At 66.5% G+C, this 12,147-nt stretch carries 8 protein-coding genes and 1 tRNA gene; 8 read left to right on the forward strand and 1 reads right to left on the reverse strand.

Going from position 1 to position 12,147, the window contains the following annotated elements; translation table 11 throughout:
- The first annotated feature begins 34 nt into the window (after positions 1 to 34).
- The 6 genes from V9K91_RS12045 to V9K91_RS12070 all read left to right on the forward strand — a co-directional run bounded on the left by V9K91_RS12045 (position 35) and on the right by V9K91_RS12070 (position 8,249).
- On the forward strand, positions 35 to 982 hold the full coding sequence (locus V9K91_RS12045) for a bifunctional riboflavin kinase/FAD synthetase (RefSeq protein ID WP_093533087.1): 948 nt from the start codon (positions 35 to 37) through the stop codon (positions 980 to 982).
- Positions 979 to 3,810: an isoleucine--tRNA ligase gene (gene ileS / locus V9K91_RS12050; protein ID WP_336442828.1), complete on the forward strand. Its 2,832-nt coding sequence runs from the start codon at positions 979 to 981 to the stop codon at positions 3,808 to 3,810. The genes V9K91_RS12045 and ileS overlap by 4 nt, the downstream gene beginning before the upstream one ends.
- On the forward strand, positions 3,810 to 4,328 hold the full coding sequence (lspA, locus tag V9K91_RS12055) for a signal peptidase II (protein WP_095363398.1): 519 nt from the start codon (positions 3,810 to 3,812) through the stop codon (positions 4,326 to 4,328). The genes ileS and lspA overlap by 1 nt, the downstream gene beginning before the upstream one ends.
- A gap of 33 nt (positions 4,329 to 4,361) precedes the next feature.
- Complete coding sequence (ispH, locus tag V9K91_RS12060; RefSeq protein ID WP_217536857.1) at positions 4,362 to 5,312, forward strand: 4-hydroxy-3-methylbut-2-enyl diphosphate reductase; 951 nt, start codon at positions 4,362 to 4,364, stop codon at positions 5,310 to 5,312.
- Between the two features lie 370 nt (positions 5,313 to 5,682).
- The gene (locus V9K91_RS12065; RefSeq protein WP_095363396.1) at positions 5,683 to 7,566 is read left to right on the forward strand and encodes a M61 family metallopeptidase; all 1,884 of its coding nucleotides are present in this window, start codon (positions 5,683 to 5,685) and stop codon (positions 7,564 to 7,566) included.
- Entirely contained in the window at positions 7,563 to 8,249 is a 687-nt protein-coding gene (locus V9K91_RS12070; protein WP_095363395.1) for a lysoplasmalogenase, read from the forward strand. Before V9K91_RS12065 ends, V9K91_RS12070 begins: the two co-directional genes overlap by 4 nt.
- Positions 8,250 to 8,445: 196 nt before the next feature.
- Here V9K91_RS12070 and treA read toward each other — a convergent pair whose 3' ends face one another.
- Entirely contained in the window at positions 8,446 to 10,062 is a 1,617-nt protein-coding gene (gene treA, locus V9K91_RS12075) for an alpha,alpha-trehalase TreA (protein WP_095363394.1), read from the reverse strand.
- 229 nt (positions 10,063 to 10,291) lie between these two features.
- Here treA and V9K91_RS12080 point away from each other — a divergent pair, with 229 nt between their 5' ends.
- On the forward strand, positions 10,292 to 11,896 hold the full coding sequence (locus tag V9K91_RS12080) for a hypothetical protein (RefSeq protein ID WP_095363393.1): 1,605 nt from the start codon (positions 10,292 to 10,294) through the stop codon (positions 11,894 to 11,896).
- Between the two features lie 116 nt (positions 11,897 to 12,012).
- A tRNA-Thr gene (locus tag V9K91_RS12085) sits at positions 12,013 to 12,088 on the forward strand.
- Positions 12,089 to 12,147 lie beyond the last annotated feature (59 nt).

The raw sequence follows: 12,147 nt of genomic DNA on the forward strand, positions 1-12,147 counted from the left end.
ACGCATCGGTCCTGACGGGCCGGATTCCCAGTAGATGACCAGGTTGTTCAGAAGCATCGAAGGCGGGCCTTTGTTCCCGCACGGAAGCGTGGTCTGCATCGGCGCATTCGACGGCCTGCACCTTGGCCATCGTGCGCTGGTGCGGCATGCGGCCGCGCGTGCCCGCGCGCTGGGCGTGCCCGCCGTGGCGGTCGCGTTCGAACCGCTGCCGCGCGAATACTTTGCCCAGGGCGAGCCGCCGCCGCGGCTGACCCTGGCCCGGGACAAGGTCACGATCCTGCGCGATTTCGGCGTGGATGCCATCGGCCTGCTGCGTTTCGATGCGGCCATGGCCGCCATGCCCGCCGAAGCCTTCGTCGAACAGCTGCTGGTCAACCGGCTGGGCGCGCGGGAAGTGTGGATCGGGCCGGAGTTCTGCTTCGGCAACCGCCGCCGCGGTGACCTGGCCCTGCTGCGGGCCATGGGCGCCGAACGCGGCTTCAGCGCCGGCGAGATCGACCCGGTGGATTTCCACGGCGAGCGCATTTCCGCCACCCGCATCCGCCAGCTGCTGCGCGAGGGCGATTTCGCCCATGCGGCCGATCTGCTCGGGCGCCCGTATGCGATCGGGGGCAGGGTAGTGCGCGGGCGCCAGCTCGGCCGCACCCTCGGCTTCCCCACCGCCAACCTGCGCTTCCCGAAAACGCCGGCGCTGGCGGGCATCTATGCCACCTGGGTGCACGGCGTGTTCGACCAGCCGTGGCCGTCGGTATCCAGCTTCGGCACCCGGCCGACCGTGGACGGGGTGGAGCCGCTGCTGGAAGCGCACCTGTTCGATTTCCAGGGCGACCTGTACGGTCGGCATATCCAGGTTGAGTTCGTCGCCAAGCTGCGCGACGAAGAAAAGTTCCATGATCTGGCGGCATTGACCGACCAGATGCACCGTGACGCCGATCAGGCCCGTCACATCCTTTCCGAACACAGATTGCGAGCCACTGCGTGAGCCAGGACTACAAAGCCACCCTTCATCTGCCGGCCACCGAATTCCCGATGCGCGGCGACCTGCCCAAGCGCGAGCCGGGCATTCTGTCGCGCTGGGAAGACGAGGGCCTGTACGCCCGCCTGCGCGAAAACGCGCAGGGTCGCCCGCTGTTCGTGCTGCACGACGGCCCGCCGTACGCCAATGGCCAGATCCACCTGGGCCATGCGGTCAACAAGATCCTCAAGGACATCATCGTCAAGTCGCGCTACCTGGCCGGCTTCGATGCGCCCTACGTGCCCGGTTGGGATTGCCACGGCCTGCCGATCGAGATCGCGGTCGAAAAGAAGTGGGGCAAGGTCGGCGTCAAGCTCGATGCCGTCGAGTTCCGCCAGAAGTGCCGCGAGTACGCCGAAGAGCAGATCGACCTGCAGCGCCGCGACTTCAAGCGCCTGGGCGTGATCGGCGATTGGGACAACCCGTACAAGACCCTGAGCTTCGATTTCGAAGCCAATGAAATCCGCGCGCTGTCCAAGATCTTCGCCAACGGGCATATCGTGCGCGGCGCCAAGCCGGTGCACTGGTGCTTCGATTGTGGCTCTGCCCTGGCCGAAGCGGAAATCGAGTACCAGGACAAGACCTCGCCGGCCATCGACGTGGCCTACGTGGCGCGCGATTCGGCGCAGTTGGCCGCGCGCTTCGGCGTGAGCCTGCCGGCCGATGTCGAGGTCGCCGTGCCGATCTGGACCACCACCCCGTGGACGCTGCCGGCCTCGCTGGCGGTGTCGCTGGGCGCGGATATCCAGTACGCCCTGGTCGAAGGCCCGGCCCATGCCGGCAAGCGTCGCTGGCTGGTGATCGCCGCCAGCCTGGCCGAGCGCGCCCTGCGCCGCTATGGCGTGGAAGACGTCGTCGCGCACGGCCATGCCGCCGGTGCCGCACTGGAAAACCTGCTGCTGGCCCACCCGTTCTACCCGCAGCGCGACATCCCCCTGCTCAACGGCGCGCACGTGTCCGATGAAGACGGTACCGGTGCGGTGCACACCGCCCCCGGCCACGGCCAGGAAGATTTCGTGGTCAGCCAGCAGTACGGGCTGATGGACAACTACACCGCCGCCCAGATCAACCCGGTGGATGGCCGTGGCGTGTACCTGCCGTCCACCCCGCCGGCCGGCGAGGTGGTGCTGGCAGGCGTGCACCTGTGGAAGGCGCAGCCGTTGATCGTGGACGTGCTGCGCGACTCCGGTGCGCTGCTGTCGTTCGTGGAAATCGTGCACAGCTACCCGCACTGCTGGCGCCACAAGACGCCGGTGGTGTTCCGCGCCACCCCGCAGTGGTTCATCTCGATGGACAAGGCCAACCTGCGCAGCGATGCGATGGCCGCCATCGACAACGTCGGCTGGTTCCCGAGCTGGGGCAAGGCGCGCATCGGCAGCATGGTCGATGGCCGCCCGGACTGGTGCATCAGCCGCCAGCGCACCTGGGGCGTGCCGATCGCACTGTTCACCCACCGCGAAACCGGCGAGCCGCACCCGCGCACCGTCGAGTTGATGCAGCAGGTGGCCGACCGCGTGCAGGCCGGCGGCATCGACGTCTGGTACGCGCTGGACGCCGCCGAACTGCTGGGCGATGAAGCGGCGCAGTACGAGAAGGTCACCGACATCCTCGATGTCTGGTTCGACTCGGGCGTCACCCATGAAGGCGTGCTGCTGGAGCGTGGCTTCGGCAAGCCGGCCGACCTGTACCTGGAAGGTTCCGACCAGCACCGCGGCTGGTTCCAGTCCTCGCTGCTCACCGGCGTGGCCATCGACAAGCACGCGCCCTACAAGCAGTCCCTCACCCATGGTTTCACCGTGGATGAGAAGGGCCGCAAGATGTCCAAGTCGCTGGGCAACGGCATCGAGCCGCAGGACATCATGAAGACCCTGGGCGCGGACATCCTGCGCCTGTGGATCGCCTCGGCCGATTACAGCAACGAAATGTCGCTGTCGCAGGAAATCCTCAAGCGCAACGCGGACGCCTACCGGCGTCTGCGCAACACCGCGCGCTTCCTGCTCGGCAACCTGGACGGTTTCGATCCCGCCCAGCACCTGGTGGCCCCGGCCGACATGGTCGCGCTGGACCGCTGGATCGTGCATCGCGCCTGGGAGGTGCAGGAGAAGATCAAGGCGGCGTACACCGGCTACAACATGGCCGAAATCGTGCAGCTGCTGCTCAACTTCTGCAGCGTGGACCTTGGTTCGCTGTACCTGGACGTCACCAAGGACCGGCTGTACACCATGCCGACCGACTCGCGCGGCCGCCGTTCGGCGCAGAGCGCGATGTACCACATCGCCGAAGCGTTCACCCGTTGGATCGCCCCGATCCTGACCTTCACCGCCGATGAGCTGTGGGGCTACCTGCCGGGCGAGCGCAAGGAAAACGTGCTGTTTGCCACGTGGTACGAAAGCCTGGTGCCGCTGCCGGCCGATGCCGCGATCAACGCTGCCGATTTCGACCAGCTGCTGGCCCTGCGCGAGCAGGTGGCCAAGGTCCTTGAACCGATGCGCGCCAACGGTGCCATCGGCGCCGCGCTGGAAGCGGAAATCACCGTCGCCGCCAGCGAGGAAACCGCTGCGCGCTGGCAGCCGCTGGCCGAGGAACTGCGCTTCCTGTTCATCAGTGGCGATGTCAGCGTGCGCCCGGCGACCACCGACGAGGTGTTCGTCAGCGCCCAACCGACCACCAAGCAGAAGTGCGTGCGCTGCTGGCACTACCGTGCCGACATCGGCAGCGTGGCCGCCCATCCGGAACTGTGCGGTCGTTGCGCAAGCAACGTCGACGGTGCCGGCGAAGACAGGAAGTGGTTCTGATGGCCGCCCCGCGTCCGCGCCCGAGCGCGCTGGTGTGGCTGGTGCTGTCGGCCGCCATCATCATCCTCGACCAGTGGAGCAAGGCCTGGGTGCTGTCCAGCCTGCCCGAGTTCCAGCCAGTGGCCGTCATCGACGGCTTCTGGAACTGGTACCGCACCTACAACACCGGCGCAGCGTTCAGTTTCCTGAGCGATGCCGGTGGCTGGCAGCTGTGGTTCTTCACCGCGCTGGCGGTAGGCATCAGCGGCCTGATGGCGTTCTGGCTGTCGCGCACCCCGCGTGCGCACTGGCGCAGCGCCGTGCCGTACGCGCTGGTGATCGGCGGGGCCATCGGCAACGTCATCGACCGCCAGGTACACGGCCACGTGGTCGATTTCATCCAGTGGTACGTGGGTGAGCACTACTGGCCCTCGTTCAACATCGCCGATGCGGCGATCGTGGTCGGTGCCATCGGCATCGCTGTGTTCGGCCTGTTCGACGGCAAGGCCGCGAAAAAGGCGGATAATGCCAACCCGTAACCCACCGCCGGCCGCTGCCGGGAGACCTGTCTGATGGATGTGCTGCTCGCCAACCCGCGTGGATTCTGTGCCGGTGTCGATCGTGCGATCGAGATCGTCAAGCGCGCGATCGAAACGCTGGGCGCGCCCATCTACGTGCGCCATGAAGTGGTGCACAACCGATTCGTGGTGGATGACCTCAAGCAGCGCGGCGCGATCTTCGTCGAAGAACTCGACGAAGTACCCGATGGCAACACGGTGATCTTCAGCGCCCATGGCGTTTCCCAGGCCGTGCGCCAGGAAGCGGACCGTCGTGGCCTGAAGGTGTTCGACGCCACCTGCCCGCTGGTGACCAAGGTCCACTTCGAAGTGGCGCGCCACTGCCGTGCCGGCCGCGACGTGGTGCTGATCGGCCACGCCGGTCACCCGGAAGTGGAAGGCACCATGGGTCAGTGGAAGCAGGAAGCCGGCAGCGGCACCATCTACCTGGTGGAAGATGTGGAGCAGGTGGCTACGCTGGAACTCAAGCAGCCGGACAACTTCGCCTACACCACCCAGACCACGCTGTCGGTGGATGACACCCGCGGCATCATCGAAGCCCTGCGTACGCGTTTCCCGGCCATGCAGGGCCCGAAGAACGACGACATCTGCTACGCCACCCAGAACCGCCAGGACGCCGTGCGCGACCTGGCCAAGCGCTGCGACCTGGTGCTGGTGGTGGGCTCGCCGAACAGCTCCAACTCCAACCGCCTCAGCGAACTGGCGCGCCGTGATGGCGTGGAGTCGTACCTGATCGACGGCGCCGACGAGATCGACCCGGCCTGGGTGCTGGGCAAGAAGCACATCGGCCTCACCGCCGGCGCCTCCGCGCCGCAGGTGCTGGTGGATGGTGTGATCGAGCGGCTGAAGGAGCTGGGTGCCACCGGCGTCGGCGAGCTTGAAGGCGAACCCGAATCGATGGTGTTTGCACTGCCGAAGGAATTGAGGCTGCGCCTCATCAGCTGACGGTAGCGCCGGCCGTTGGCCGGCTGCCTTTCGATCAGGGGTCACGAACTCCTGGCGGATGTCTTCGGAACGTTTAAACGCCGGAGGGATTGTGGCCGCCGGGGTCGCGCGCGGCTGGACGCTTGCGCCGCGCTGCGCGCGGTGTCCGGCCAACGGCCGGACCTACGAATTGTTACGTGCCCATCGGGAGCGGGATCAATCAACCGTGCGCGCCGAACGTGCGACGAATGTTGGCCACCCGCCGGTAGGGTCGCATCCCGATCGACTGCCGATAACAACTCTCCACGCGGCGAAGGCATGACCTTTGGCCATGGGGCTGTGCCCCACGCAGGTCTAGCATCGATCCTTTCGTATGCCGGAACCGTCTTCGATGAAACTGCGTGCCGCCGTCCTCTCCGTGCTTCTCGCCGCCACTGCCACCGGCGTGCACGCGCAGACACCCCCGCCGCAGGACGTCGCCTTCCCCGGCACGCTGCGCATCGATGTGGACGCACGCGACATCGGCCGCCGCATCTTCAAGGTCAAGGCCACCGTGCCGGCCCAACCCGGACCGCTGACCCTGCTGTACCCACAGTGGCTGCCCGGCGCGCATTCCCCCAGCGGCCCCATCGACAAACTCGCCGGCCTGGTGGTCACCGCCAACGGCAAACCGCTGGCGTGGAAGCGCGACCCGTACAACGTGTACGCCTTCACCGTGGACGTGCCGCAGGGCGCCAGTGAAGTCGTCGCCAACTTCAACTTCCTTTCCTCGCAGGGCGCAGGGCAGGGCCGCGTGGTGATGACCCCGGAAATGCTCAACCTGCAGTGGAACGCCAACTCCCTGTACCCGGCCGGCGTGATCACCCGCAACATCCAGGCCCAGGCCAGCGTCACCCTGCCGCCGGGCTGGGCCTACGCCACCGCGCTGGACACCGAGCGCCGCGATGGCGACACCGTGGTGTTCAAGCCCATCAGCTACGACCACCTGGTGGACTCGCCGCTGTTCGCCGGCCGCCACTACCAGCAGTTCGACCTCGACCCCGGCGCCAAGGTGCCCGTGCACCTCAACGTGTTCGCCGACGACGCCAAATCGCTGGTGGCCAAGCCCGAACAGCTGCAGGCGCACCGCGCGCTGGTGCAGCAGATGTACAAGCTCTACGGCGCACGCCACTTCGACCGCTACGAATTCCTGCTCGCGCTCACCAGCAAGCTCGGCGGCATCGGCCTGGAGCACCAGCGCTCCAGCGAGAACAGCGGCGATACCGGCTACTTCACCGAGTGGGACAAGACCTGGCTCGGCCGCGACCTGCTGCCGCACGAATTCAACCACTCCTGGAACGGCAAGTACCGCCGTGGCGCCGACCTGACCACCGCCAACTTCAACGTGCCCATGGGCGACAGCCTGCTGTGGCTGTACGAAGGCCAGACCCAGTTCTGGGGCCACGTGCTGGCCGCGCGTTCGGGCCTGTGGAGCACCGACCAGACCCGCGACATGCTGGCGAACGTGGCGGCCACCTACGACCGCGGCCGCCCCGGCCTGGCCTGGCGCAACCTGCAGGACACCACCAACGACCCCACCATCGCCCAGCGCCGCGCCCTGGCGTTCCGCAATTACCAGATGAGCGAGGACTACTACTCCGGCGGGCAGATGGTGTGGCTGGACGTGGAAGGCAAGTTGCGCGCCTTGACCGGCAACAAGCGCAGCATCGATGATTTCGCCAAGGCCTTCTTCGGCATGCACGACGGCGACTGGAACGTGAACCCGTATACGTTCGAAGAAGTGGTCAGCACCTTGAACGGCATCGCCCCGTACGACTGGGCCAGCTTCCTGCGCGAGCGCTTGGACGGCCACGGCCCGCTCACCGGCGGCCTGGAAGCGGCTGGGTGGAAGCTGGTCTACACCGATACCCCGAACGACGCCTTTAAAGCGCAGGAAACCCGCGCCAAGAACACCAACCTGCTGTACTCGCTGGGCGTGGCCGTCACCGACGGCGGCGCCATCACCGACGTGCTGTGGGACAGCCCCGCCTTCAACGCCGGCCTGGCCCCGGGCATGAGCCTGCTGGCGCTCAACGGTCGCGTGTTCAAAGGCGAGGACCTGAAGGACGCGGTGGCCGCCGCCAAGACCGACAAGGCCCCGCTCACTCTGTTGGTGCGCAACTTCGACCGCATCGACACCATCAAGCTCGATTACCACGGCGGCCTGCAGTACCCCTCGCTGCAGCGCATCGCCGGCAAGCCCGACCGCCTGGCCGAGCTCTGGAAAGCGCGATGAACCTGCGCCGCGACGTGCCGATTCTGCTGGCGGCGGTAGCCGCCATCATCGGCGCGTCGCTGGACGGCGACGGCCGCTGGCTGCACTGGATCGCCAAGCCGCTGGCCACGCTGCTGATAGCAGCCATGGCGCTCCGTAGTGCCGACCGTTGGTCGGCAGCCGACACGCCCTCCGCCCACCGCACCTACGCCCGCGCGATCCTGCTTGGAATGGCGTTTTCCTGCATCGGCGACATCGCCCTGATGCTGCCGTTCGACGCCTTCGTGCCTGGCCTGATTGCCTTCCTGCTCGCGCACGTCTGCTACATCGTCGCCTTCCGCGAAGGCTTCAGGGCAGGGCGGGGCATGCTGTTTGCAGCCGCATTGCTGGCCGTATTCGCCGGCATCAACCTGGCCGGCCTATGGCCGTTGCTCCCCAACGACCTGCGCATCCCGGTAGTGGTTTACGTGGTAGTGCTCGCGCTGATGGCCACACTCGCCCTGGCGCGCGCATGGATGAAGAACGCGGCAACACCATCGGCGCCCACAAGCGCCCGCTGGGCCGCAATCGGCGCAGTCCTCTTCGTCATCAGCGACTCGGTACTGGCCTGGGACCGCTTCGGCGGCGGCCTCCCAGCCGCAACCCTGTGCGTACTAAGCACCTACTACGCAGCGCAATACTGTATAGCCCGCTCGGTCCCATAACGGCTCGCACGCACCTGTTGGCATGACCGGGGTTGGACGACTGGCATTACTGTCTGCATGACGCGGCCGTGGCGGCGGCTTTACCTGTGCTGCCGGCACGGCACGGCTCTGGTAGGGTCGGTTCCCAAACGACCGCCGACCCTGCCAATCACTGCTGTAACGCATGACCCCGGCCGGAGATGCGCTCTTCGCGTGATCACTCCCCAACATCCCCCGCCGACTCACACCGCTTCCCTTCATCACACAACCGATCCAACAACGCCAACGCCACCCCATTGCTCCACCCAAACCCATCCTGCAACGGGTACTCACCGCCACCCCCTCCGCCGGCTGAGCCATCCACGACATACTTCTCGACCAGCTTGCCGTCGCGGTCATACACCGTCTGCACCGTGCGCAGGAAGCGCACCCCGATCTGCCGCGCCAGTGCGTCCTGCTGGTAGCGCTGCAACCCATCTACTGCCACCCACTGCAGCGGCGCCCAACCGTTGGGGGCATCCCATTGCTGCCCGGTGTTCTCTGTGGTGGTCAGCAATCCGCCCTCGCGCACCAGCTGCACCTCCACCGCCTGTGCGGTCCGCTTTGCCTGCGCTGGGCTGGCCACCTGCAGCCACAGCGGGAACAACGCCGCAGCCGTAAGCGCAGGGCGGGGCGTCCCGCGCTCCAGATCCCGATCCGCATACCACCCCTGCCGCTCATCCCACAGCAGCGCGTTGATCGCCTGCTTGCGCTGCTCGGCCAGGCGTTCGAAAGCGCGCGCCACAGAACGTTCCCCCGCCGCACGACTCGCCCGCGCAATCGTCGTCTCAAGATGGAACAACAGACTGTTCAGATCCACCGGCACAATCTCGGTGGTATGGATGCTTCCCAGCTCCGCCGGATGCACCAGCCACCGCGAACTGAAATCCCACCCCGATTCCGCCCCGGCCCGCAGATCGCGATACACCTGCGAAGGCGCGCGATCCGGCACCGTGGCCGCCGTCGCCAGATCATCCGTCCACGACTCGGTACGCGGCACCGCCCGCGCATCCCAGTAGCGGTTGAGCACGCTCCCATCATTCATCCGCACCACCCGCTCACTGGCCGCACCGGGCGCCAACCCTTCCGCCCCACGCATCCAGAACGCATGCTCGGTGCGCAGCTGCGGCAGATACCGGCGATACGCGTCATCCCCCTCATGCGTCGCCAGTAGATCCACCATCAAACTGAAGAATGGCGGCTGCGACCGGCTCAGGTAATAGCTGCGGTTGCCGTTGGGGATACGCCCGTACTGGTCCAGCTGCCAGGCAAAGTTGTCCACCATGTCGCGCACCTGCTGCCAGCGCCCGCTGGAGGCCAGGCCAAGCAGGGTGAAGTAGCTGTCCCAGTAGTACACCTCGCGGAAGCGCCCGCCTGGCACCACATAAGGCTTGGGCAGCGGCAGCAGCGAACCGCGCGGGTCCACGGTGTCGGTGGTCCGGGTCAGCACCGGCCACAGGCCCTCGATGTGGGCGCGCAGGGTTTCACCGGCTGGCGGTACGTAGGCGGCTGACTCCGTGGGAACGGTGAAGTGCGTGGCCACGAAGGCGGGCAGGGCGTAGCCGGGCTGCGCCTGGGCCTGGCCCCATTCGGCCAGCAGTGCGTCGGCATCCAATTTCGGCACCGCATCGGCGAACGTCTTCTGGTCCTTGAACAGGTGGCCGCGCTGCACCTGCTGGAACAGGGGCTGCCACCGCTGGTCAGGCGGCGCAGGCACAGTGACCTCGGCCGCAGCCGTGGTGGCGAACAGCAATGAGGCGATCAGCAGGCCGGGCAGGCGGTCACAGGGGGACATGCGGGGCCTCCAGATGATGGTCCACGCACTTTACGGGCGGTCACGTCAACGCGGGGTGGCTCGGGCTGAACCGTCGCGCCTCGATGCGCGATCTTCACGCAGTCAGACGAACCCGCTACCATCTCCCGTGGGCACGTCGCTGGGGAGCGTCGTGCCTTCAAGGATGTCGCTCATTCCAGTGTCGTTTGAGCCTGCCGGTCGGTGTGACCGGACTTCAGGGAGAGATCGTATGCGCAGCACGTTGTTGACGGCGGTTCTGCTGTTCGCAGTGCCGGGTATCGCAGTGAGTGCACCACAGGAACCGGCCAAACTGGTGGCGACCCATGGCTATGCCTATGCGTCGTTCTCCAAGGGCGGGCGCGATGTACTCGTTGTCAGCCCGGTGGGCAGCAAGCGCGAGATCCGTATCGACATGGCGGCCGCCGTTCCGGCCGTTGCCAGCATGCAGGCGCTGGGCATGTGGTTGCCGGCGGGCAACTATCGTATTACGGGATGGGGCTTTCTGCCGTGGAAGGACGGCCCGATCTTCGAGGTCAAGCCTGGCCGGGTCACGGATCTGGGCGACTACGTTGCCGTGAATGTGGGTGGTTACAAGACCGTGGTCGTCCCTCTCACCCATGACGAGCATCCGGGAAGGGTGGCCGCAGCGGCGCAACCGTTCGCCTCGCTGCTGACCGACCCCGTACCGCTCCGCCCTGCCACCTTGTCGCTGTCGCCGGCCATGGAGGCGGGCAATCCGGATACCGGGCTGGGCCCCATCGTCAATCTGCTGATGGCCTATGATCGCAAGGTCAACAAGACGTCCACGATTGAAGCGCTGACATCGGCCAAGGATCCTGATGCGTTTCTCCGCCTGATCCGAACAGTCACCGTACCGGTACAGGACGAGCCAGCCATTCTCGCCGACGGCACCATGTATTTTCCTGCCGACTTCGGGCAGCTGCGCAAGCGCACGCGGGACGGCCAGTGGAGCAACGTCGGCATGGACACCGTGCGCAAGATCATGGCGGTGGAGGCGCACGACGGACGCCTGGTTAGCGGGAGCGATGACGGCTACATCCGCGAAAGCCGCGATGGCGGCTCCACCTGGGCCGAGCTCGCGGCGCTGGGCAGCATGCGCTCGGTTGTGGACATCGATCACGCGGGCGGCCGCTGGGTCGTGACCACCGCAGAAAATGCCGATGCTTTTGTACCAGGGCGCATCCCGCTGGCGCCGCGACTGCAGCCACCGGCCAAGGCAATGCGCCTTCGCGTGTACGTCGCGCAGCGCGATGACCTGGGTGACCTGACGCTCTCCCGCGAGTTGTCGTTGGAGGGAAAAGACATGTGGGGCTGGCTGGGCGCGCAGGGACAACTGGCGGGCAGCGACTACTATCTGTTGGCGGGCAACACGCCGCAGCGACTCGATCTGGCCACCGGGCGTTGGAAGTCCATCGCGCCCAGGGAGCGGACGTCCTCACTACGGGTCAACCCTTCCACGGGGGTGCTCGCGGCGCTCTGGAGCCAGGGAGCCTTCTCGAAGGTCTATTACTCGACGGATCGTGGCGAGAGCTGGCAGCAGATCGGCCGGCCGCCCTATGTCATCTACGATGTGCAGATGGATACCGCTGCCTCAGGCTGGGCGACTCGCTGGAACGTCAATACCTGGGGTGGGGTCTGGGAGCTCTATGCCTATTCGTCGCAGAAGAACGACTGGGACATGACCGGCGAAGCGCCTTTCAACTGCAAACCCATGCGAGTGGGTGTCGAGGCACCGGTGCTGTGCTTGGCCGCCGATTCCAGCATCTTCGCGCTGCGGGATGGCAGCTGGAAGGTCGAGTTCTCCGCGCAGTGAGGGGAGGGGGCAGGCTTGGCCGCCCTGCGGCTCGGTAGGGCCCGTTCAGCCGGCCGGGGCGGTTCCGCCAAGGCAGATTGACCCCCGGCGCCCACCCCCTTAGAATTGCCTGCTCAGCCGGAATAGCTCAGTTGGTAGAGCGGCGCATTCGTAATGCGTAGGTCGTAGGTTCGATTCCTATTTCCGGCACCAGTTGCAGCAAAAGCCCCGGCCTTGGTCGGGGCTTTTCGTTTTCAGTGTTTCGACCTCAC

Origin of the sequence: Stenotrophomonas sp. CCNWLW57 (assembly GCF_037203925.1) — a bacterium.
In the GTDB taxonomy this organism is placed as follows: Bacteria; Pseudomonadota; Gammaproteobacteria; order Xanthomonadales; family Xanthomonadaceae; genus Stenotrophomonas; species Stenotrophomonas rhizophila_A.

Coding starts and splice junctions, on each gene's coding strand:
- V9K91_RS12065 (WP_095363396.1), top strand. CDS start 5,683: ATGAAACTGCGTGCCGCCGTCCTCTCCGTGCTTCTCGCCGCCACTGCC.
- treA (WP_095363394.1), bottom strand. CDS start 10,062: ATGTCCCCCTGTGACCGCCTGCCCGGCCTGCTGATCGCCTCATTGCTG.
- lspA (WP_095363398.1), top strand. CDS start 3,810: ATGGCCGCCCCGCGTCCGCGCCCGAGCGCGCTGGTGTGGCTGGTGCTG.
- V9K91_RS12045 (WP_093533087.1), top strand. CDS start 35: ATGACCAGGTTGTTCAGAAGCATCGAAGGCGGGCCTTTGTTCCCGCAC.
- V9K91_RS12070 (WP_095363395.1), top strand. CDS start 7,563: ATGAACCTGCGCCGCGACGTGCCGATTCTGCTGGCGGCGGTAGCCGCC.
- ispH (WP_217536857.1), top strand. CDS start 4,362: ATGGATGTGCTGCTCGCCAACCCGCGTGGATTCTGTGCCGGTGTCGAT.
- V9K91_RS12080 (WP_095363393.1), top strand. CDS start 10,292: ATGCGCAGCACGTTGTTGACGGCGGTTCTGCTGTTCGCAGTGCCGGGT.